Below are 22,932 nucleotides of genomic sequence, written 5' to 3'. Positions count from 1 at the left end.
TGATGACCGAACAACAACTCCTTCTCTTAATATTTGAAATATTCGGTACTGTTTTCCTTGTGGCTCTAGTCATCTGGCTATCCGATTTATGTTTCAGGCTGGAGCGAGGACCAGTTTCCCTGCAACGGTTTGGACATTTTTTTTGCGGTACTTTTAGACGGGCAATGACTATCTATGGACTATTCAACGTCGTGGCTGTAATCTTCATGATATTTCTGCTCTTGTGGCCGTATATCTCGGGCTGGTATGAGAACACGGAAACTACATGGATCGAAGAATTGCTGATACTTATCCTCACTCCGACACTTGTACTGCCTCTTTTCTTTCGTGAAACATACCGGAGTTTGGCAAGACGGTTCCAGAGAGAGGCTTTCGAAAATCATGAAAACGTCAGGGAGCAACTTAAAGTAAGTGCCATAAACGAAGTAGTAGAAACAGCTTTTCGGCAGTCAACTCCGGGTGGGACTGTATTCAAAGAACTAATATATCATCTATTTGAAAAACATGAAAAGATGCATCCTGGAAAAACACGGGACGTCTATACTAAAGCGTTTGAACAATTGCTAGTTCGGGACGATGAGTGTGGCGAAGCATTTCGCGAGATATACGAAGAATGGCACGCATCACATTTGTCAATGAGAAATGCTTGAAAAAACTTGGGCCACAAACGTAATGCCGTTATTAGATGTTGCTACTCCTCTGAGTAGAGTTGAGTATTAGTAATTACATCCGATTTTCACTTAGTTTGACTTGAAGTTTGATTTGACGAATTAACACGAAATATTTCCGCCATGGCTGGGAAACGTATATGTGGCATTGTTCGATAAACGAGAACAAGTGGATCGTGATGCTAGTGTACTGGGGTGATGCATGGGTCGGTGCCACCAAGGGCTGGTTCAACGTGTACTTCTATCCGCAGGACAGCTCTTCAGGCGCTCAGAGTTCCGGGTACCTGTACAGTTCGTTCAAGAGGACAGGGAAGTTATGGTGGGGGCCGTTCCAGGGCGGCGACGGTGCGATCTACGCCAGTATCGATGGGCAGGGTGATCCGCAGCCCATCACGGAGTGCGACAATGCCTCCCGCGTGATCAAGTACGTAGCCATCCTTGGGTATCGGTACTCCTCCTATGGTCTGGTGGGGATGCGGATCCACGACATCAACGTGGTGGCTGACCTCAACAGGCATGATCCCACTGCGCCGGGTCAGGGCGAAGCTGTGGAGTCTGATGGGACTGCCGGGGGCATAATAACGAACAGCAAAAAAACTAAACTAGAATGCAATACTCAAAATGTTGCTGCCGCATATGTTCTGGGCAACTGGACAGGTCCGTGGCCTGTTTATCATCTATATATTCTCTCTTCTGTATCTCTGACACTTATCCACATCACAATTGATATTTTGTTCACAATACAAGTTGTCCGGATCGGTATCATTGAATGGTTTTTTGATCTCTTTGGTATTCCGATTGATAACTATGAGTACTATATTGGCCTTTTAGACAAAATAATTGATACAATACTCTTTGGTGTGATGACTACTACGCTTGAACTTATGATAGCAGCAATGATGATTTTTGACTATACAAAAGCGCCAGCGGCTCTTTTGTTTGGTACCGCCTTATGGCTAATAACCGCTGGTATTGCCCACAGTTTAGCATTTTTCTATGCCACAGAGTTATCCAACCCTGTGATGGCTGGCTGGATTTGGTTATATTTGCTTACCCTTTCTCTTGGAAATATCATTGGTGGCTTATTTTTGAGTGGGTATATAAGCAGCGGCAGGAGAGTAGCTAAACATATAGCCTCAGCAATCGTAAAACTTGGAGGAAGAATTCCATGGAATGGCTCAAGAATAAAATTTGCATGGGCATCGCTAGTTTCTCTAGCTCTTTTAGTTGGCCTAAGTGTATTCTGGATAACTGTGTATAGGAGCTACTAGGAGGATAGATCATGCAAGGGTTTGCCGACATATTTGAGTTCATCTGGATTCATTTTGGTTTTGCCACTTTGCAATTTGGTATTCCCGCAGTAATACTATTTCTTATTTCTAAAATTATTGAAATGCCGGTTTATACGTTAATTCAGTCACAGTATTTGCATGACAAATATGGTATTCAAAAAGAGCCGAGCGCTATTATTGAACTGCCTGTCTACCAGATAAACCCGTCACAATATTTGCATGACAAATATGTAATTCAAAAAAAGACGAGCGTTTCTCGATTTGCACAATGGTGCTTTTCGGTTTACCGGAAGCACCAACTTTTCTATGATGCAGCAGTAGACTTGTCCAAGCTGACCAGCTATGTGTTGACTTTCTTGTTTATGTATGCCGCAGGTGGCGATACGGCATTTGGGATTCTCGTGCTTCTTATACCAGCAAGTTACTGTGTCGTACGTAGACCTACTATCCAACTTCGCACAGTGGCAGATGTTGAAGACATGGCGCGAGATGGATTATTACCTGACTCTTTGGAAATGGCTACCTAATGCAAGAAAGTGAAATCTTAATTTTAGCAAATTAAGACAGAATGCAGTTCTTAGGAACAGTAAAGAGTTACTGTGCCTCTATAAACTGGTTGACTGAGGGTCTTCACCACCATCCAACCGAAACATTTACGGGGTTGTTATTCAGAGTCGTTCTCTGAGGGACTGAACTTTTACTTGTGCAGTACTAACACTGATTAGCAAGTAGAACAAAAATCATAGATAGGATGAATGATAATATGCAAGAATTCACCAATTCGTTTTCAATCGTTCTCGCGGGGATAATTCTCTCGTGGTTTGTTTCATTCATCATAAGTTATACTGCAGCCGCAATTACTAAACTGAAATTAGAGAAGAAAGATATCACAAAACAGAGGCTCTCGGCAGCAATAGACATGGCTGGTTATGGGTGTTGTCTAGGTCCGGTTGTGTTGCTTGGGTCTCTTAGTATTTTGCTTACTGTGGATCAGATCATCGCAAATCTGAACCTGCTATTGATACTGATCTGGTTGCTCGGTTTGTTAATCGCATCTTACATGGCTACGACATTAGTAAAAAAAACGTACATAGAGGTGAAATTGAAATGGGGTCAGAAATCTTGTTTATAATTCTGTTATCAATTTTTATCTTGGAGAAATGCGATACCGAAGAGTAAAGATAACATTCCCGACATAAATATTAAATAAATGTGGCCTGACTTCCAGAGCTCACCAGTGTATTCGAGTAAAATTATAAGAATAACATTCATTGCAGTAAAAAGGACTAATGCATTTGAACAGATAAAGACGATCTGATGGTCTCCCCGGAATATACGAAATTGTTGTCGGTTAAGAAACTCATAACTTATGATCAAAACCGAACATAATAAAATAATGACTCTCAACAACAACTCTACAACCACCTATGACAACCATCCGAACCATTTTTCGACAATTGTAATCGCAGCAATCGCTAATACCGCAAAGTATGCCACTGTCAGAAGACTGGTGTGTAAACTTAAGTCCGAGCATATACATATTACAAGTATGGCAAACATCATAATTTCAATTCCCGATGACATCAGGGAGCGTATGAGAGAGTATCCGGAGATCAAATGGAGCAAGATCGTACGAAGAGCTATTTTTGATTACTTAGATACGCGCATGGGAAGTGAAACTTATGATTCAGCCTATTACGCAAAATTAGCAAAGCAGATCGACGTAGACCTTGATGAGATTTCTATCGAAGCGGCTGAGAAACACTACAAGAAGATGAGGGAACTAGATTGGAAACGCCACTCTACGACACAGATGTCCTCGTAGACCTATGCGCAAAGGAGTGACGGACTTGGATGGCCACACTACAGTCCTTAATCTATATGAGTTTCCGTGGGCTGTCATACTGAAGGGCTCGGCATACTCCTTCCCGGTACTGAGGACTGTGCAAGAGTTTCGAACTGGCTCTTTTATTGTTTCAGGCCGGAACACCTATCCTGCAATTGGCATTATACTTGCGACGGTAGTAATCAATAGGAACTCAGTGCTGCACTCTTATGATCTGCATTTCGACTATGTTTGAAAAATTGATCGGAATCTTTGGGTATGTTTCAAATAGCTACTTGGATTGATAGTCGTTCGATGAATCCTGTAATTCTAAGGATTGTCACTGTCGTGCAATATACAAGTAATCATCAGCTAGATGTGGTGTCCACAGATTTTTAACTTCAGGCACATTATATTTATTGTATTCTATGCCGACACAGGATCTCATTGGTGTATGTACAACTGGTGTTGATAGTGGTGGGCTCTCTGACTCTTGATATGATACTGAAGTTATTTGAAGAGAACAAACAGGTATTACAGAGAGAGTTTGGAGTCCGGAAGATTGGTGTCTTTGGATTATACGCTCGTAATGAAGGGACCAAACACAGTGATATTGATGTGATCGTCGTGTTTGAGGAGGGGCGAAAGACCTTTGATAATTTCATGGATCTTGCATTCTTCCTTGAACGGCTCTTTGGAAAAAAGGTGGATCTGTTGACCCCCGAAGGAGTCAGCCCATATCTCTTACCTTACATTGAGAAGGAGATAGTATATGAAGAACTATAGACCATATCTCTTTCATATATTATCGGTCTTTAGGCAACCTCTCGCTTTGTCAAGAACCTCAAATTTCCGGATGACTTCTTTGGTTTCTTGATTGACAAGTTCTTCTATTCTGTCCTTTACTCCTTCCAATTTAGCAGGGATTGCTATTTTGATGATAATGTCACCCATTTCAAATTACCTCACTTGCTTTTACACACCAAGGTTTATCATATTATCGAGGAGACTCTTTTGTAACATCTATATTGACTACAATTGTGGGTCCTGGGAATAATACGTTGGTTCTATGAATGTTCTAATATGATTGAAAAAATAGGTGAATGTGCCCTTAAGAATGACCACAAAGTACATAATATGCCCTAACCTCGAGTCGAGGTACTTGGAGTGAATTATTTTGCCCCGTGGACAAACGCGCGTGTTTTTCGAAGTTGTTCTCGTTCTATATGTTCAATTACTTTTGCCTGCTATAGCATTCACTCTTTTTGTATTACCTGATTTCGTTCAACAATTAAGTCCGCTCCGGATAGGTCTTCTCGTCATCCTTTCTATAATTGGATGGCTTCTCAGCAGACGTACGACGAAACACATACGAATGTATCGCCTTGACATTGATACTCCGCCCCCCGAAGAGCAAATGGGTAATTCGCGGATGATCCTAGTTGGCTATGTGTTCATCTCACTTGTGCTAGGCGTAGATCTCTTGATGCAGCCCCTCAGTATCTATACCATGATCGCATTAAGCATCGTTCTTGCAAATATTGTATTTTTAGTAATTGTATTCCGCAAGACGCTCACAGCCGTCAAATTCATTTATGCAATGTACATAAAACAGCAAGAGAGAAGACCTCCCTCAATTCTTTTGGAGGAGGATCTCAAAGAGATGTACGAGCGGAGAGATGGACAGGCTCTTCTAGGAGCCTTGGAAGGGGCGGATGATCCGCGTCTGAGAGCGATGGCTGCCAGATTTCTTGGCCAGCTTGGAGACCCTACTGTGACTGAAGATCTCTCACGTAGCCTATTTGACAAATCGGAAGAGGTCCAGATCGAGACTGCAATTGCGCTCTGTCACCTTGGTGATGAACGAGGTCTCCATTTCTTCGATGATTGGTTGCGTTTCGACAGTGCTGTCAAGCTAAGAGCGATCGAGGCGCTGCTCGTTCTGAATACTGTTAATGCGCGGATTGCTCTCCAATTTGCAAGTAAGGACAGTGATCCCAAGGTTGCCTCAAGGGCTCTCAATGCGCTCATCAAGGCAAGAAGCAGGGTTGAGAAGCTTAGTGAGTTGGAATGGGAGTCAATTCCAATGGATGAATGATCTCCGCAATGCCTGGGTGCCAGCTTGTTACGTGTGATCTGGTGGGCATTCATACCTGTGACATCAACGTGGTGGTGGATTTGACTACGCATGATTCTAAAGCGCTGAGTCGGGGTGAAACATCATTTGGAATTCAGGAGGAAAAATAGCAATTACGATTTCTCTTTCGTTGGCAGATGGCAAGAGCAGATCTTAACTTCGATATAGTCAAGTCTGTAAATGGGAATGACACAAGAACAAACTTACCGTTCATTTGTATCTAATCCTGAGATTTTCAACATTGTAAATATCGGGTTCTCCCACAAGAAAATCGAGTGATTTTTCGGAGAGCTTCATCAACGATACTAACTCTCGTTCATGGATGAGTTCATCAAGTTTTTTTGAGATCTCAAGAATGTGTTTTTTTATTTCTTTAAGTTCCGTTTCAATGCTCATAGTGTAATTATCATTGGTAAAAGTATTAACTCTTTTGACAGCAATACATTCGGAAAAGTGGGTGGCAGCCGGTGTAAGAATCAAATAACCTCCCCCAAATTAATAACACGAACTTATTGTATATTCATGTATTCGGAAAAAATCATGGTTGTTTCAAAGGCACTTGAGGCACTCATCAAGGCAAGAAGTACGGCTGAGACTATCAGTGATACGGAATGGCCCTCAATCCCCGCGGATGAATAATCGGAATATTGGTCAGAAAATTATAATCTCGTATAGTTCCGGTTGGTTGTTCTTCCTTGGATCTCTATGTTGTGCTCTATCACAATCCTTTTGCTGGTAAGCGAGGCGCAGCCGGACGCAGACAAATCCGGAGAAGATGTGACACATGGACTACACTATAGATTCAGTGGTCCCGACTTTGAGGACCAACTGGATTCTCGCGCTATCGCTGTTTGGACTTGCAACAACGTCCTTACTTCTCTGGCGGATCCCCTCGTACTCGTATCTTGACTTTCAGGTGCTTGCTATCCTGTTCGTGTTTTTGATCATCGTACGTGGTCTGGAACAGAATGGTATAGTTGCTTTTGTAGCAAGAACGATCAGGCGTCAGACGCATCTCGGGTTCACGCTGGTGATCATCACAGCCTTTCTGTCCATCTTTATCACGAATGATGTCGCGCTGTTGACCATCGTCCCTCTAACCTTGGAATTGCAACTGCCACGTGAACGCACGCTCATAGCCTTGGAGACCGTTGTTGCTAATGCAGCCTCTGTTTTGACTCCCTTTGGGAATCCACAGAATCTACTCATATTTTATTTTTACAATCTCTCCGTCGGACAGATCCTGCTCACCATCGCTCCCCTTGCTGCTATTATCTTCGTTCTTACGTTGTTCTGGTCACGGCATATCCGTACAACTCCGGACGCGGAACTCACTGACACCATGGTTCCTGATCACAAGGGAATGGTTTACCTTAGCCTATTCGTTCTCTTCTGTCTTGCCGTGGTGCGGTTCCTCCCCTTGATTGTGGGAATCGTTCCAGTAGTCTATGCTCTGGTGAAGGATCGGGAGGCTCTTCGGATAGATTACGGACTGCTCCTCACCTTCGTTGCCTTCTTCGGATTCACCGATAATATGATGCAGTTGTTCTCGCTCACGCTCTCGAACTCAACAACCGTCTTTTTCACAGCCGTACTGGTCAGTCAGATCGTGAGTAATGTTCCGGCCACGCTTCTCCTGATCGACTTCACTACTGATTGGTCGGCTCTCCTGTGGGGCGTTTCGGTAGGGGGCTTTGGTCTCCTCTTTGGTTCCATGGCGAGCATTATCTCGTACCAGCTCTATGCCCGGCGACGTGGCAGTACTCGTGAATATCTCGTCGAGTTTCACAAATACAGTATCGCCGCATTGTTCATCGGGATTATCATGTTCTTGCTTGTTATTGGTTGAGACTGTTCCAAGTATTGCTTCTTCATGATTTCCTATAGAATTTGGGTCTTGATAGTTTCTCGATTTACTTCCCAACACGCGGAACATTCGCACTACGTGATGTGCCAGTATTATTCCAACCAGTTTAGAATATTGTCTGTAATGTCTTGACAAGCGTCTTTGAGGCAAATTCCACAGCAAGGGGTAGTCTGCACCGGATCAGTGGTTCTAAGAAATAGCTCCCCGCCAACCGCATGCACACTTCTGTGATCGCATCTGCACGCATGACCTGATCCGCAACACGGAGTACTGCAAGGGCGGTTTCAAGTTCTCGTCCCATCTCCTGCTTCCATGCCTGTTCATAGAGGCGCAATGATGTTCTTTTCTCGAGGTGGGCTACTACTGCCTCGGCTGCAAGTTCGCCACCGACCATTGCTGTTGGTATTCCTCCACCGTTCGAGGCCATGACATGTCCGGCTGCGTCACCTACAAGAACTACATTATCGGACCAAGTGCGTTCAACAGGTCCAGCAACGGGTACGGTTGCACCGATTCTTCTGACAATCTTTCCACCGCGCATACGTGGCGCGACCAGAGGATCCCTCTTGACGAAGGAGTGAAGGTAATCTCTCAACGGCCGGTCAGGTGCTGCGAAAGCACCACGCACTCCAAGACCAACATTTGCCTCATGGCTTCCTCGGGGGATCACCCATGCATAGCCACCTGGAGCGACATGTTCCCCAAAGTACATCTCTGCAACGTTCGGATCAGTATTGACATCTGCGAGCGTGAACGACATTGTCTGGCTGAGCTCGAAGCTCGGGTTGTCATACCTGTTTCCTATGGACTGTGCGACCATCGACCGTGGCCCATCAGCACCGACCACCACTCGCGCCTTGATCTTTGACGAGCCCTTCGGTCCTCTCAGGTGCAGAGTGTTGTCCGGGTCTCGACGTACAGCTCGTGTCTGAAGTACGATCTCCGCTCCCGCATTCTGTGCCAGTCTTGCAAAGTGTTGATCAAGTCTTGTTCTGTCAACGATATTCGCATGTAGCCGAAAATCATACTTGTGACCACTTGGTGAGACGAGCCGCATGATCTTGCATTTGTTGACGATGACCTCACTTGGGACTCTGGCAAGTCGCTGGGCACGTGGCGCACTGGGAAAGAGGTCCTTCATCTCATGTGGTGTGGGAAGCAGCTCTCCGCACTGAACTGGGACTCCTATCTCTGTACGGCGTTCGATCACAATCGTCTTGAGACCACTGCGTGCAATTCCAAGCGCGGCAGTTGAACCCGCAGGACCCGCGCCCACTACGGCCACATCATACATCTCTACCAAGGGGATCTTCCTCGTGATTGTGTGTTGACGTTCATATCATCTTCATCATCTGTGCCGTTGCCATCATGCAGGTCATACAGTCAGTTTCAGAGTCCATAAACGTGTCATTCAGAAGCGCGTTGTCGAACACTTGGTCAACATTTCAAACTATCGGCGGTTCGCTGGTTCTTCAATGACTTGACTCGGTGTGTGTGTCTGTCATCATGGTCTCTCGGTTGTTCTGTGCCATGGGAGGCTTCCGTCTACTGATCACGAACAGGATCACTATTGCAACAATGGCTGATGAGAATATGATGACTGATGAGTAGTCCCCCTGTGCAATGGCTGCATCATACGGATCTGTAGGATTGAGGCCTCGTGCGACTTCTTCACCGTCTGACAGTCCATCATGATCGGTGTCATTAAGAAACGGATTAGAACCATACACAAATCTTTCGGCCCAATCTGAGAGATCGTCTCCATCGATGTCCGAGGTCTGTGCCAATTGATCCATCTCTCCGGCCTGACCGGGGATGTGATAGTTACCTGTGCCATTGTAGTCGCTCCATGCATTGTGCGACCAGATGTTGTTGTGCCCATTGTCGAGACCGTCACCTGCCCGGTTCAATGCGATCGTGTTATCCCTGAGAATGCATTGCCTAGTCAGGTTGTCTAGCAGAATACCATACCCTGAACTGTTGAGAAGGAGGTTGTTGGACATGATGATACCATACGAGTCCATCACCTGTACTCCATTGTCACGGCTGTTAATGATCTCGTTATTCTCCAGCCCGAGGTCATGACAGTACGAAATGGCGATCCCATCCATATTGCGCAGCAATTGATTTTTTGCCATCGTGATATCGTACGAGTAACTGAGAGCGATTCCACTCTTTCCATGGTCGGTGATGATATTGTTGGTCACTGTGAAGTTTGTTGATGATGAGATACTTATTCCATTATAAGATCCATTGGCAATCCTCGTATCGTCAATTAGTCCTCCATTGACTGCTGAGATCTCAATTCCTGAAGATACCGGACTATGAATTGTTGTATTGATGATAGTCGTGTTTGCCCCTCCTGCATTATACACCCCCACGGAATTGATAATGTCCATAGTGCAGTTAGTAATAGTGGAATTATACGAGGCGCCAAGTAACACTCCCACATCTGATTCGAAGACCTGTAACTTGGAGATGGTCGTATTCTCAGACTCTCGGATGTCAATTGCAGTAGAACAGTTTCTGATGACGATATCATGAATGAGTACTGCTGTGCTCCTAATGATCAGTATGGCCTCACTAGTATCTCTCATGGAACCTCCTGAGATCTCCACAGCCTTACATGAAAGCAGTACGATCTGTCCAAAATCCTCTGCTTGCAGGTGTATCTGTTCCTTGTTTTCTAAGACCTTGAGTGGTTTCCCATTGACCTGATTTGCATTGAATGTGTTTGGTGAGCCGCCGTCTTTTGGCCGTATGTTGAGACTGCATCCGAACAACAAGTTGTATGACACATTGCATGCGGATGAGTCATAGATTCCAAGACCTGCTGCAAGACCTGTGACTGTATTATTTTTGGCAGTGCAGTTTTGCGAGTTCGAGAGACCGATTCCAAGGGAGGGATTGCCTTCTACAATATTATTCTCAACTTGACTGTCTTCACAATCAATGAGCGAGATCCCTGCAAAGGAGGCCATTACATAGTTCTCTACTATAGTGATGTTGGCGCTCTGAAATACCAGTGCTCCAATTCTCATGTTGTATATTTGTATGGACTCCACATGGATGTTGCTGGCATTTTTCATGCGGATCGCCGTAGTGCTTGCTTCAGTCTGACCAGTCAGAAGGCAGTTGCGGATGACAACATAGGCTCTCACATTTTCTATATTTATACACATTAATACCGTATTGATTGCAAGGCCCTCTATGATGTACGGGTTACTGGGAGTACCATTCCCCGGCCAGCCCTGTGATAGAAGATCTGCGTCACTCTGAATGCTGAGTGGGTCATGCCCCGTATAATCTGCTGTGATGTGAGTATATTTTAATTTCATAGGTGTCTGTATCGCAACCAGTGAGGTGCTCAATAGGCAACCGATTAACAGTATGTACGCGAGTCGTTTTGTCATCACTTGTGAGGCACTCCTGCAGAATTTGACTTCTTTAGACAATTTTTCATATATCGTAAGAACGATAATATTCTGTCGTTCTATGTATATTGTGAAGCAAATCTGGGGACTAAATCATGTCTGAAAAAGCGTTGCGCAAGTTTTCGTCAGAACTCGATAATGCTGAAAATACAGCTCGGATCAGACTATTTGGCAAGGCCGCCAAAAAGTACGAGGAGTTGGCTGCTACTGCCAGAACTCTCAAGCCCGAGTTGTTCCCTCAGCTTCAGTTCCTCTCCATGCTATACTCATTGATTGATGATATTGAAGGGAAGCGCGATCCCCATCAGACAGGAACACTTGAAGGTCTCTTGCAGCTTGAGTCCCTGACCGGGGATACGATCTTGATGATGACTCTTCCCGGAGGAAGATTTGGTGAGATTGCCACATCGCGTATCTTCACGGAGCTCAAGGCGCTCAAATATCTGTATCAGGGAGTCGCCTCTCAATCTGCTGAGACCGTGAGAAAGGCTGTTGACCTCTTCATGTCAATTGGAGACGAGCAGCTAATCTTCTCACGTTATTTGCAACCGATGCTCAGGCGTGTCACGGGCCGACGCGCCGCATTGGAATGTGAGGCGCGTGCACAGATTATCGAAGGGGTGACCCTTAAGGATCGCAAGCCATCACAGGCGGTTTCTCATTTTATGATCGCTGTTCGAGCATTGCGTAATGCTCGATTGTATGACGAAGAACAGGAGTATCAGAAGACACTTCTAGGACTACGGGTTGTCCGCACGTGCTGGTTCTGCGGTAGGAAGATCCAAGGCGCATCACATCTTGTTTGGATGAAGGCGTCAGTGAGCGATTATTTCCGCGACTTGCTTGAGCAGAACAATGAGGATGTTCGAATGGTCGGTAGCAATCGCGTGGTTGCATGTAAAGTCTGTTATTCTGCTATCAGTGAAGAAGCAAATCGTATTGCTGCAACGTATCATGAAGAGACACTCAAGCTGATCCGGAATCTTATGAAACGAATAGAAGCATTGGAGCGTGCAGTATAGGAGGTTGAGAATGATGAGTGAAGTCTATGCATGTGGTAATTGTGGTGGTGCTCTTGATGTCAGAGAGGGGGTTTCAATTGTCGAGTGCCCATATTGTGGATTCAAAAATGAGGTCTCAAAGCTCAAGGTGGACCTTGAGGCATTCAAGCAGGAGATGCAATCTTGGCTGACCAATCTTGGTGTCACCGGACAGGCCAGTGTGGATGTTGGTCTTCGACGGTTGTACTTCACTAACGAGATCTATCCTGATCTTGTCACACAACTGGCAAATATTGTTTCTCAGACCGATGATATTCTTGACTATCCGCTCGTGTATCTGCGGATGTACCAGAAATTCCCCGACCTTGGACTCAGACGACAATGGTCCGCGTCTATTGGGAAACCGATGAAGGATTATGCACGACGGTTGGGTTCTCCCGACCTCCTTGCCTTTGCTCCAGACGCCGAGAGCAAGAAGAAGATCATGGACCTTCGATTGCAAGCGTTGATGATCCCGACCCTTATGGACATCGTCAGTCTCAGTAGTGATCCTTCTCCTGATAATCTTCGCCGAAGTGCGAACTCGCTAGACACTATTATCCAAGAGATTGACAAGGTCCTCTCGACGATCTCTGGTGACTCTTCTCTTCAGGCATATGAGAACTACTATACGATCATGAAGCGGCGATTTGAGATTGCGGCTGCGACGTATCAGAAGATCACTGAGGCGGTCAGTGACAGGCATGACTTGGATGACTCGTGGGTTCAGGAGCAGATCAAGACACTTCACCGGCTGAGGAGCGATCTCGACCTGATACAGGGTATCTCAGTGGTCGAAAAAGTACCTCTCGATTTTGGGATTGACAACGACATCTCTTCACTGATGACCTGGGACGGGATCATTGCAACCTATATTGCCCTTACAAATCGACCGCTGATTGATTTCATTGCAGCCCTTGAACAGTTCACTGATGCGACCTTTTTCTATGCACAGCCGGCTAAGAAGGGAATTGACCAGTCATGGTTCTTTGACTTTGTTGACTCAAAGAAGTATGCTTGGTTCATTGACGGGCTCCGGGCAACGGTGCGTTCTGGTGAACTCAAGATCATTGACCCTCAGAGAAAGGCCGACTCGGCGCCTTATCTGTACCCGCTGTATCTCTTGCGTGTTGAAGCCATTCTCAGATCCGGTTCGCTCTGGTGGAAAAAGGGTGAGACCGAAGACTTTCACGTTCTCGTGGACGGTGCCTTCCAATTATTCCCCGGATTCTACAAGGGTGACTATCCCATGTTGATGACTCCCGTCGGGAAAAAGATCGTAGGCAAGAGTCTCGACTCCAAATTGGAGGCTGTTGCAAAGATATCTGCTCGGACAGTCCCGAAGAGCGCAGAGATCCTTCCCCCGACAGTTGCTCCTCAGGATGTCATTGGGCTATTCACCTATGCTCATAATTTCCGAGAAGAGGCCGAGTTCGCACGTGCGGAGGGACGAATGATCGAGGTACCCTCTTCTTACAAGAAGCGTGGTTTCGATCCCGGCCGAGTTAAAGCCGTCAATCCAGAGGTTGTGGGCCTGTACTATGCCCCGCTCATATCTGTAAAGGGGCGATACGTACTTGCTCTTGATGGTCTGGAGCTGGAGACCTATCTACCTCACCGCGGGCAGTTAGCTCTCAGGTATTCGGAGTTCTTGAAGCAGATTCAATAATGTCTGCTTCGATCTCCTTTTATTTAATAATCTGCTTTTTATAGCGTCTGGCTCAGTGTCCTCGTAGCACAACAAAGTCGGCGATCTTCTCAAGCAGCGGCCCTATTGAAAACGCATGCTCTCGGATGGACTCCTTTGCCCGTTCAGCATATTCCATTGCTCTCTCATTTGCAAATTCAATAGAGCCGTTCTCTTCAATGATTCGAAGGACCTCATCGATCTTGGTGTCCTGAAGCGCTTTCACGCATTGATCTCTAAGATTCTTGGGTACTGTTTCGAGACAATGAACAAGCACAAAATTACTCCGTTCCCACTTGAGGTCTGTCAACATTGATTTGCCAGTGACATCTTGCGGTGCGGTGAGATTCAGGATATCATCGCGAATTTGGAATGCCATCCCAATGGCTTCGGCATAGTCCATCAATGCTGTCTTTTCCTCGTCGCTTCCCCCGCCAACGAGAACCCCGACACCGGCTGCCACTCGCATGAGCGCTGCGGTCTTCCGCTCGATCATCTTCAGGTAGTCTTCAGTTGTGAGATACGTGGGATCGGTCTCGCCCATCAACATATCCGAGACCTCGCCCTCACACAGTAAGATGCCGCCATGACCTGCCAATCGCAGCAACTCTGGGTGTGCCATCTTCCCGATAAGATGTATCGCCTGTGCTACCAGTAGGTCTCCTGCAAGGACTGCGATCCGCGACCCGAACTTCTTGTGGGTGGTCTCGACTCCCCTTCTCAGAATGTCGTCATCAATAATATCGTCATGGATCAGGCTCGCTGTCTGGACAAGCTCTACTGCTATTGCGAACGGCATGACGTCCTGAGGATCGCCCCCCACCGCCTCGCAGCTTAAGACAGTGATGAGTGATCGCAGACGTTTGCCTCCTGCTCGTAAGAGGTATGAGGCCGTTTCGTAGAGTTCTTTAGGTTCGCCCTGAAGGTCATCGATAAACCGGTTTATCGCGTCATTGATGAGTTCCATTCGTTTTGCGATCTCGGAATCTCTCTTTAGCTCTCTCAAAAAGACATGTCCACTACTCATTGTTGAGTCCAGCCCCTCGTTCGGGTCTTGAGGTTTCACATCTACGTCACTGCTTGTGGGGTCTCTATTTGCCATGGAATTGGTCCCTCATATACGAGGACAGATTGGCTTCTTTCACATTTACTTATAGCCGTTCCTTCTAATGTATCTCTTGACAAATGAATCTTCAATCTTTCGTATCGTTGTCAGAGCGATTATGGTACCTGGGCATTCGTGCAGGCTGTTTCAATAGTCGATCCGGCCTTGTAGAGGTCAAGTCTTTTATTGTATCCCTGAATCGGGAGGTTGATTGGCAATGGCTTCATCATCATCATCATCACATTCATCCGAGACTAAGCGATCAGTACAGGCCCCCAGCAAGGCTCGTATTTGGCTGCGTGAGCTCCGACTCCCATTTCTGACGGCATCCCTAGTGCCTATCTTTTTGGGGACGGCCATTGCTTGGATGCGATCTGGGCTCTTTGATCCATGGTACTTCTCGTTGACACTTATTGCAGGAGCATTCCTTCATTTTGGTGCGAATGTGTCGAATGATTATTTCGACTACAAGTCAGGTGCTGATGAGATGCACCCACATCCTACTCCCTTTAGCGGTGGCAGCCGTGTGATACAAGACGGCCTTCTCTCACCAAGGACTGTATTGATCGGGTCATTCGTCTGCTTTGGTGTTGCCGTGGCGATTGGTCTTTACCTCTACCTCCAACTCGGACTTGTGATCCTCATACTTGGTCTCATCGGTGCTGCGTCGGGCTTCTTTTACACTGCGCCACCCCTGCGCCTAGTCAGCAGGGGAATTGGAGAGATATTTATCGGCCTCAACTTTGGTGTCTTGATGACCTTGGGTGCCTACTATGTTCAGACAGTCGCCCTTGATTGGGAGCCCGTTTGGGCCTCGATCCCTGTCGCTCTTCTGATCTCAGTCGTACTGTACATCAATGAGTTCCCCGACTTTGAGGCGGACAAGGCTGCGAAAAAATATACGGTGGTCGTTCGGCTGGGTCGTCCCCGGGCAGCGAAGGGATTTGCTCTTCTAATGGTTGTCACCTATCTCGTTATGCTTGTAACAGTGTTCCTTCATCTTGTTCACGAGTACCTGTTATTCGGTCTGATCACACTTCCCCTGGCTGCGCTTGCCGTACGAGTGGCTCTTGCCCATTCTGAAGAACCCATGCGCATGATTCCGGCTAATGCAGGTACGATCATGACTCACCTGTTCACCGGGCTATTCATGGCCGCCGGCTATGTCTTGGCTGGCTTCGCTGCGAGTCTTGGATTTCTCATTCTAGCTGCTGCGTTGATGTTGCTGATCGTCGTCAAGCTTCTGAGGGATCTGACCCGACCGCCACCCGGCCCACCACCTGCATAAGTGGCCCTAGCATAACTTGGAATTAGTTGTCATCCATGATCCGTTCATCCATAGACCTCATCAAGGCCGTCCCATGTGAAGCCCATTGCTTCTGCAAGGATGACTGCAAGGTCCTTTGATCTCTTTTGAGACCCCGCCTCAGGTAGCCCCTCGTTGATGAAGTCTACGCATGATGGGCAGGCCGAGATGACCCAGTCCGCATCTGTCTGCTCAATATCTCTGACCTTGAGTTCGTTGATCTTCAGGCAGAAGTCTTCGTCCTGTGCCCGCAGTACTCCACCAGAGCCACAGCAGTACGAGTTCTCACGATTATGTGGCAGTTCCTCAAAGTGTAGACCGGGGATGTTCTCCAGCACGACCCGTGGCTCATCGTAGATCCCACTGTTTCTTCCTGCATCACATCCGTCGTGGAACGTGACCTTGATGTCCAGTTCCTTGATGTGATCTTTCATGCGGCCCTCTTCGATCATCTTTGCGAAATACACAGGCCCATAGAGGATCTCGAAATCGTGGTCGATCCCCAACATCTCATGGTACTCATGGTCCCAGATCTTGAAGCAGCCCGGACAGTTCGTGATGATCCGTTTCACTCCGAGTTTCTTGTACTCCTCAATGTTGTGGAGTGCAAACTCGCGAGCCTTCTCAAAGTCGCCGGTCATTATCAGAGGTGCACCACAGCACCACTCTTCTTCTCCCAAGAGTGTATAGTCCTCACCGATCTTGTCCATGATGAGCGTTGTAGCAATGGTGGCCTGAATTGCAATACCCCGATAGGATGAGGCGCAACCCACAAAGAATGCGGTCTCTGCCTCTCTCCCGACCTTGTCTAACAGCGCATCCTCATCCGGATGCCAGTACGACCAACCCTCCACACGGTCCATCTGTGGTTGGCCCTGTATGTTCTTGGACTTGAGCAGCACATTCCTCATCATCTTGAGTTGCTCGGGCCAGAGGTCTCGTTTCAAGAACTCACCACGGAGGATCTCGTATAATTTGACAAAGGGAATGTCTACCTGGCATACCTCCTCACACGCCCCGCAGAGCGTACAGCCAAATACTGCATCTCGAAGTCCCTCTAAGGCGTCATCGGTCGAGATCCTACCCTGCAACAGTGCACGTGCGATGATCATCTTTCCTTTGCCCGAATAACTGTCCCGTCGCATCACCTTGTAGGTCGGGCATGCACCATGGCCCACCTGACAGAAACTGCACTGAGCACAGATAAATGGCATATCTTGGAGACCGAATTCCTCAAGCATCTGGAATCTCATATTTTAGTGCCTCATATGATGGACCTGCTTAGTCCTTTGCTGCTTCCTTGCCGTTAAACTCGTAGCTAAAATAGGTTTTCATTCTCTCTACTTCGACTAGATCCGCGTTCAGAGAGGATGATGTATACCTCCGCCGAACGAAGTAGCGATCTCCCTCAGCTCCTGCAGTTCACCGTTTCTCAAGACTTATATATACCGTAGCAATATGTAATTCAACTACATATTGTATCTCAATATGTTGGGTGGTAACAATGGCGAACATACTATTACTGACGCTTGTCAGTTTTCTGCACGATCTCTTCACCGCCATCTGGATCGGTGGGATGATCACCCTTGGTCTGACGGTTCTTCCGACAACTCGAAAAGTTCTTGGAAAGAGTCCCGAGACCCAGAAGTTGGCAGATGCGATCCGTGAGCGATTGAGCAAGGTGACATATGTGGCCTTTATCGTGCTCATTGCGACAGGTGTGTTGATGAGCAACAGTTCTCCTCTCTTCGAGGGCTTCTTTACCTTCACGAACGAGTATTCAACACTCCTCGCAGTCAAGCACATCATTGTGGCTGTGATGATCATCATTGCGATATTGCGGAGCATAGTCGTACCTAAGATGAACATGCCCGGGCCGAAGCGGCTCAAATTGATGATGGTCCTACTCTTTACCAATATCATCCTCGGTTGTGGAATCATCTTCATCAGTGGCTATCTCTCGGCTGCTGTGAGGATCTCCCTGCTGCCAGCTCATTAGGCAGGCCAGCAGGCAGGTCCCGCGATCACTATCCTAAGACGTACAGTTTTAACTTCGGTCAGCAACAGAATATGATGTTGGGATGAACAGATGAGCCCCACACGCAAAGTCACTCCTCCTCAAAACCAACCAGATCGCAAATCACTGGCTCCCATTCCCCTCGTGCGTGCTCTGTTGCTGACCCTCATTCTTGCAGAACCCGGTGCGACAGGATATGACCTGATGAAACGGATCACTGAGTTTACAGATGGGCGTGTGGCGTTGAAGACCGGAACCGCTTACTCTGAGCTTCGAAGGCTTGAACGGCTGGGTTTCGTCCGGACGAATCAAGAGACTGGTGGCCGTCAGAAACGAGCCTATAAGATCACAGCGGCCGGGAAGAGAGAACTTCAGGAATTGGTCCAGCAGATCGATTTTCGGATCAGTCGAATCCTGATGCCCCTGATGGATCTTGCCAAGAGTAAATTATAAAGTTCAAGTTCATGTGTGATTGCTTTTGGTTGTTAGCAACAGTTGCGAGTACAGTGATCCATCAAACTGGCAATGGATTGGAACTATTTTTTACTATTTTTGTAAGGGATCAGGTAGTTCATCTGTTTCTTGAGTGTTCTTATGTTTCCCATAAAGCGAGCGAATAGAGAGTCCAAGAAATCCCCCAAGTCCACTAAACGATGTGTAAAACAAAGCCCTTCGGAAGCATTCAGATATTGATAGGTTTGTGAACGATATCACATCGACAAAGAAGGTGATAGGTAAGAGAAAGACAATTAATAATATTGTCCATTGAACGTATTTATTTTTCCAAATTCCCGGTTTATTTTGCGACTCATAATTGTTCAAAAGAACGCCCCTCCGAATTCATTCTATTGTGTTTCTTGGTATATTGCCTACTTCTCACAATTAGATATGATGTGATGAATCGAATATTAGTTTTTGTACACAATGTCCAGTGTTGCTTTTGAACGTCTTTAGAATTTAGTATCAGTCATGTCCAACATTAATGCAATCAAAGGGATACTTACTCGAATGCTTCTTTGATCTCTTCAAGTGTCGGAATCTCAAGCCTGTGCTTGTAGTCCTCCCAGACCTTACGATAATAATATAGATATTCCCCAATCTCGAGGGGATTGCCAAAGAGTACTTCGTACTTATTGAGAATATCTGCGATCACTATGATTGGCAGAGCCTCAAGGATGTGAATGTCATACTTTTGTGGAGCATTAGCCAATGCCTCAATTCTGGTTCTGAAGTGAGTGTCCGGGTCTGTAGTTCTGGTGATGATTACAACGTCAATGTCTGACTTTGGACCGTATCCTCCCGTCACGATAGATCCGTAGAGAAGAACCTCTTTAGTCGAAAGAAATGACAGGTCCTCTCTGATCTTATCTCTGTTGATTGAGTGCATTCTCCACACATTCCACAAATTCTCTAAGTGTCATATCGACTTCAGGAATTGATTTAATTACTCTTTCATTATCAACTCCATTATATCGATGGACTAAAATGTTACGTAATCCATTACACTGAAGGAGAGATTGTTCAAGATCATTACTGATAATTCCTATCTTGGTCAATGTTGCAACGTTTTGCCTATCTCCCCCTGGTACACGGCCCAAGTCTTTGACCAGCATAGCCGCAATATCCATAGCGCTCTCAATCGCCGTGAATAAATTGTAATAGATTCCGCGAAGTATGATCTGTGGTTCTTGTATTGGAAGTGATTGTTGAATCTCATTTAGGTTTGCTAAAATGAAAGATGTCTTCGTTCTATATCTTGCGAGCCGAATTTTATCTAACTTCACTGATCCATCGCCGCATAGTAGAAGATTCGTTCCCATTTCAGCATTTCTAACATATAGTTGACTTGCTTACCTCTTCTACATCAGATTACCTACTATCTCGCTATGTTTTTATTGAGCTTCAAAATGGAGTCTGCCTGTGTCAACTGCTCGGTGTATCCATCGAAGAGCGTGAACCGTCATGGGTCTAAGAAAACGGGGTCTAAAAAAACGCCAACTCAAAAAGCTACAGGAGATATTTGGTGATCGTGTCATCACTGCAAAGCACGAGTTGCTCATCTCCGGAATGGATGTGGGATCACTTCCCAAGCAAGTTGGATGGCTGATGAATGTTAATCCTGATGCTATTGTGCAACCCGAGACCCCAGAGGAGGTTCAGCGGCTCTTCCGACTCGCCTATGATGAGAAGATCCCGCTCGTGCCACGTGGCTCAGGGACTTCTGGATACGGTGGAGCAATTCCCCGTAAGGGCGGCATAGTCGTTGACATGCGGCGAATGGATAAGATCGTCAGCGTGAACAAAGACGACATGACAGTTACTGTAGAGCCGGGCATTTCGTGGGCAAATCTCCAGTTCGAACTGAATCGCCTCGGCCTCGACATACGTTGTTCTCCCTCATCCGGGCTCTCCGCCACTATTGGAGGTTGGGTCGCACAGGGCGGTGACGGGATCGGTTCGTTGAAGTACGGAAACATAAACGACAACGTTGAAGAACTTGAGGTCGTTCTGCCCACTGGCCGGATCATCAAGAGCTATGACACTGACCTCTTTTGTGATACTGAAGGCATTCTTGGCATCATCACCAAAGTCACGCTCAAGGTGAAGGAGTATACGCCTATCCGCTGTATTGTCGCAAGCTTTCCCGAGAACTATCTGATGGCCATGGCATTTGAGAAGGTCATCGAGGAGGGTCCCTTGCCCCACACGATCAAATTCGAGGAGAGCAAGTATATCGACCTCAAGAAGAAGATCTGGGAGGGTCCGGGCCGCTATCCTTTCCCCGTCCACCATTGCGTGGCCCTCTTTGCCTTTGACGGCACCGAGGAGGAGATCGAGGAGGGCCTTGAGACCGTCAAGAGGATCGTTCCGCAGTTCAAGGGCACCCTCTATGATGAACAAGTTGCCGAACACGAATGGGCCGAACGCTACTACCCGATGCGGATCAAGAAGCTTGGTCCCACCCTTGTCGTGGGTCAGGCCTTTGCGCCGCTTGGCAAGCTGGAGGCGGTCCTTGACGACTTTCAATTTGAGCAGGCCTCTGCAAAGGCCGGTCTTGATGGTTATGTGACATCCAAGGACGGTGTCACTATGATGAGTTATTTTCTGGAGGATGAGCGACGACCCGGATTTATGCTGTCGTGGGTCCAGAGCTTTGTGATACTCAACATTGCCCAGCGTCATGGCGGTCATGTTCATTCTACAGGTATCTGGCTGGCCAACTACGCTCCTGAGTATTTTGGGATGGATCGACTCAGAAAGATTCGCGCAGCAAAGCGCAAGCTTGACTCCAGAGAGATCTCCAACCCCGGGAAGATCTTTACCTTCTGGATACCTTTCATGTTGAAGATTGGAAAATATTTCATGTGGATCGGATACGACCTTTTGCGAAATGGCTTTGGCCGAATCGCTCCGATCATTCTCCGGTGGCTTCAGAACCTCGGGCCTTTCAAGTGGCTCCTTCGCTGGGGCCGCGCGCACAGTCCCTGGCCTGTTCAGTTTGGACTTGGCTGTTGCATGGTTGAGGGGTCTGCCGCAGTCGCACCCAGATGGGACTTTGAGCGATTCGGGATGTTGCCACTCTTTGGCCCTCGTCAGTGTGATGTGCTATGGATCTCCGGTTCCCTGACAAAGAAGATGGCTCCCCGTGTCCGCCGAGTCTATGAGCAGATGCCCGATCCCAAGTATGTCATCAGCTTTGGGCAGTGCGCGGCAAGTGGTGGTCTCTTCTGGGACGGTTACTCACTGGTCAACCCTCCTGACAAGGTGGTACCGGTCGATGTCTATCTGCCCGGCTGTCCGCCCAAACCTTCTGACTTCATTCGGGCGCATCTTATCCTTCAGAATAAGATCCGTGCTGGAACAACTTACTGGCAACGAAAATATGAGAAGCAGGCCGTCAAGGCCTCAGCCGTTCAGGGAGGTGAATAGATGTCGCCGTATTTGCGTGAAGATACCGACTTCTATTGCCTGATCTGGCTGGGTGTCGCAGTGCTTGGTGCGTTCTACTTCAACTTTGGATACCTCTTCCTCATGGGCGTGATCTCCTTCTCGTCGATCTTCGGCGCTCTTGCTCCCGTTCTTGGCCTTCCTCTTCTCATGATCTTCTTCTTTGTTGGCTATATGAGACCACCCCGCGGGAAGGTCAAGGGCGTGATGATCGCCCTCGCTCTTGTTTCAGCCATCTTCTACGCGATTTTTGCCTTTGCCGTTCCCCCGGCATGGGGCGGAGGTCTCGGTCTTGCTATCTGGGGGGCTGGCGGCGCATTTCTGACAGCGGCCGGGTTTGCGATCATTCCTCCTCTTGATGAGAGTACCAGCCCGGGCCTGCTTGATGTTCATTCTCTGCCTTATGCTAAGAGAGTGAAGCCCGAACCTACACCTGAACCCGCGAGTGAACCAGAACCTACTGAGACAAAAGATGATCCTGCTGGCAACTAATTTGTGGGGTTGCGGGCAGCTACACCAAACTTGGACATATTTGGACATTGTTTGTAGGAGTTTAATTACTCCCGGCCACAAGTCACGTATGACCTTCACTCTGATGGTGAGGTT

Annotated in this window: 24 protein-coding genes; 16 read left to right on the top strand and 8 right to left on the bottom strand. The window is 47.1% G+C overall.

The features are described 5' to 3' along the window. The first annotated feature begins 2 nt into the window (after positions 1-2). The 7 genes from K9W43_14270 (at position 3) to K9W43_14240 (ending at position 4,571) form a co-directional block, all read left to right on the top strand. On the top strand, positions 3-650 hold the full coding sequence (locus tag K9W43_14270) for a hypothetical protein (GenBank protein ID MCF2138393.1): 648 nt from the start codon (positions 3-5) through the stop codon (positions 648-650). A gap of 197 nt (positions 651-847) precedes the next feature. Beyond that, on the top strand, positions 848-1,939 hold the full coding sequence (locus K9W43_14265) for a hypothetical protein (protein MCF2138392.1): 1,092 nt from the start codon (positions 848-850) through the stop codon (positions 1,937-1,939). Positions 1,940-1,950: 11 nt separating this feature from the next. Beyond that, positions 1,951-2,487, top strand: coding sequence for a hypothetical protein (locus tag K9W43_14260; protein MCF2138391.1), 537 nt, complete (start codon positions 1,951-1,953; stop codon positions 2,485-2,487). Positions 2,488-2,723: 236 nt separating this feature from the next. Beyond that, complete coding sequence (locus K9W43_14255) at positions 2,724-3,092, top strand: hypothetical protein (GenBank protein ID MCF2138390.1); 369 nt, start codon at positions 2,724-2,726, stop codon at positions 3,090-3,092. A 237-nt stretch (positions 3,093-3,329) separates the two neighbouring features. Further along, a complete protein-coding gene (locus K9W43_14250; GenBank protein ID MCF2138389.1) occupies positions 3,330-3,785 on the top strand; it encodes a hypothetical protein in 456 nt (151 codons plus the stop codon). Positions 3,786-3,810: 25 nt separating this feature from the next. Then, positions 3,811-4,041, top strand: a complete 231-nt coding sequence (locus K9W43_14245; protein ID MCF2138388.1) for a hypothetical protein — start codon at positions 3,811-3,813, stop codon at positions 4,039-4,041. 221 nt (positions 4,042-4,262) lie between these two features. Next, a complete protein-coding gene (locus K9W43_14240) occupies positions 4,263-4,571 on the top strand; it encodes a nucleotidyltransferase family protein (protein ID MCF2138387.1) in 309 nt (102 codons plus the stop codon). A 12-nt stretch (positions 4,572-4,583) separates the two neighbouring features. Here K9W43_14240 and K9W43_14235 read toward each other — a convergent pair whose 3' ends face one another. Further along, a complete protein-coding gene (locus K9W43_14235; GenBank protein ID MCF2138386.1) occupies positions 4,584-4,739 on the bottom strand; it encodes a hypothetical protein in 156 nt (51 codons plus the stop codon). Between the two features lie 223 nt (positions 4,740-4,962). Between K9W43_14235 and K9W43_14230 the strand changes: the two genes are divergently transcribed. Beyond that, positions 4,963-5,883: a HEAT repeat domain-containing protein gene (locus tag K9W43_14230; protein MCF2138385.1), complete on the top strand. Its 921-nt coding sequence runs from the start codon at positions 4,963-4,965 to the stop codon at positions 5,881-5,883. Between the two features lie 249 nt (positions 5,884-6,132). Here K9W43_14230 and K9W43_14225 read toward each other — a convergent pair whose 3' ends face one another. Further along, a complete protein-coding gene (locus tag K9W43_14225) occupies positions 6,133-6,402 on the bottom strand; it encodes a hypothetical protein (GenBank protein ID MCF2138384.1) in 270 nt (89 codons plus the stop codon). A gap of 304 nt (positions 6,403-6,706) precedes the next feature. Between K9W43_14225 and K9W43_14220 the strand changes: the two genes are divergently transcribed. Then, positions 6,707-7,771: a hypothetical protein gene (locus K9W43_14220; protein MCF2138383.1), complete on the top strand. Its 1,065-nt coding sequence runs from the start codon at positions 6,707-6,709 to the stop codon at positions 7,769-7,771. Positions 7,772-7,895: 124 nt separating this feature from the next. Here the strand turns inward: K9W43_14220 and K9W43_14215 are convergent, their stop codons facing one another. Together K9W43_14215 and K9W43_14210 are read right to left on the bottom strand one after the other, a co-directional pair. Then, a complete protein-coding gene (locus K9W43_14215; GenBank protein ID MCF2138382.1) occupies positions 7,896-9,083 on the bottom strand; it encodes an NAD(P)/FAD-dependent oxidoreductase in 1,188 nt (395 codons plus the stop codon). A gap of 178 nt (positions 9,084-9,261) precedes the next feature. Beyond that, complete coding sequence (locus K9W43_14210; protein MCF2138381.1) at positions 9,262-11,202, bottom strand: right-handed parallel beta-helix repeat-containing protein; 1,941 nt, start codon at positions 11,200-11,202, stop codon at positions 9,262-9,264. A gap of 116 nt (positions 11,203-11,318) precedes the next feature. Here K9W43_14210 and K9W43_14205 point away from each other — a divergent pair, with 116 nt between their 5' ends. Together K9W43_14205 and K9W43_14200 are read left to right on the top strand one after the other, a co-directional pair. Beyond that, positions 11,319-12,245 carry a hypothetical protein gene (locus tag K9W43_14205; protein ID MCF2138380.1) on the top strand — a complete coding sequence of 309 codons (927 nt, stop codon included), beginning with the start codon at positions 11,319-11,321 and terminating at the stop codon, positions 12,243-12,245. Positions 12,246-12,255: 10 nt separating this feature from the next. Then, complete coding sequence (locus tag K9W43_14200; GenBank protein MCF2138379.1) at positions 12,256-13,932, top strand: hypothetical protein; 1,677 nt, start codon at positions 12,256-12,258, stop codon at positions 13,930-13,932. A gap of 52 nt (positions 13,933-13,984) precedes the next feature. Here K9W43_14200 and K9W43_14195 read toward each other — a convergent pair whose 3' ends face one another. Then, positions 13,985-15,052 carry a polyprenyl synthetase family protein gene (locus tag K9W43_14195; GenBank protein ID MCF2138378.1) on the bottom strand — a complete coding sequence of 356 codons (1,068 nt, stop codon included), beginning with the start codon at positions 15,050-15,052 and terminating at the stop codon, positions 13,985-13,987. A gap of 220 nt (positions 15,053-15,272) precedes the next feature. On the opposite strand from K9W43_14195, the gene menA reads away from it, so the two are divergent. Further along, the gene (gene menA / locus K9W43_14190) at positions 15,273-16,343 is read left to right on the top strand and encodes a 1,4-dihydroxy-2-naphthoate octaprenyltransferase (GenBank protein ID MCF2138377.1); all 1,071 of its coding nucleotides are present in this window, start codon (positions 15,273-15,275) and stop codon (positions 16,341-16,343) included. A gap of 44 nt (positions 16,344-16,387) precedes the next feature. Here menA and K9W43_14185 read toward each other — a convergent pair whose 3' ends face one another. Further along, positions 16,388-17,614, bottom strand: coding sequence for a (Fe-S)-binding protein (locus tag K9W43_14185; GenBank protein ID MCF2138376.1), 1,227 nt, complete (start codon positions 17,612-17,614; stop codon positions 16,388-16,390). Between the two features lie 251 nt (positions 17,615-17,865). Between K9W43_14185 and K9W43_14180 the strand changes: the two genes are divergently transcribed. Continuing rightward, positions 17,866-18,360, top strand: coding sequence for a CopD family protein (locus K9W43_14180; GenBank protein MCF2138375.1), 495 nt, complete (start codon positions 17,866-17,868; stop codon positions 18,358-18,360). 90 nt (positions 18,361-18,450) lie between these two features. Beyond that, positions 18,451-18,831 (top strand): PadR family transcriptional regulator, encoded by a 381-nt coding sequence (locus K9W43_14175; protein ID MCF2138374.1) that lies wholly within the window; start codon positions 18,451-18,453, stop codon positions 18,829-18,831. A 547-nt stretch (positions 18,832-19,378) separates the two neighbouring features. Here K9W43_14175 and K9W43_14170 read toward each other — a convergent pair. Together K9W43_14170 and K9W43_14165 are read right to left on the bottom strand one after the other, a co-directional pair. Beyond that, complete coding sequence (locus K9W43_14170) at positions 19,379-19,765, bottom strand: nucleotidyltransferase domain-containing protein (GenBank protein ID MCF2138373.1); 387 nt, start codon at positions 19,763-19,765, stop codon at positions 19,379-19,381. After that, complete coding sequence (locus tag K9W43_14165) at positions 19,743-20,162, bottom strand: DUF86 domain-containing protein (GenBank protein ID MCF2138372.1); 420 nt, start codon at positions 20,160-20,162, stop codon at positions 19,743-19,745. Before K9W43_14165 ends, K9W43_14170 begins: the two co-directional genes overlap by 23 nt. Before the next feature lie 178 nt (positions 20,163-20,340). Between K9W43_14165 and nuoB the strand changes: the two genes are divergently transcribed. After that, positions 20,341-22,308: an NADH-quinone oxidoreductase subunit NuoB gene (gene nuoB, locus K9W43_14160; protein MCF2138371.1), complete on the top strand. Its 1,968-nt coding sequence runs from the start codon at positions 20,341-20,343 to the stop codon at positions 22,306-22,308. Next, positions 22,309-22,818, top strand: a complete 510-nt coding sequence (locus K9W43_14155) for a hypothetical protein (GenBank protein ID MCF2138370.1) — start codon at positions 22,309-22,311, stop codon at positions 22,816-22,818. Positions 22,819-22,932 lie beyond the last annotated feature (114 nt).

The organism is Candidatus Thorarchaeota archaeon (assembly GCA_021498125.1).
GTDB lineage: Archaea > Asgardarchaeota > Thorarchaeia > Thorarchaeales > Thorarchaeaceae > B65-G9.
This window is presented reverse-complemented; position numbering and strand designations above follow the sequence as displayed.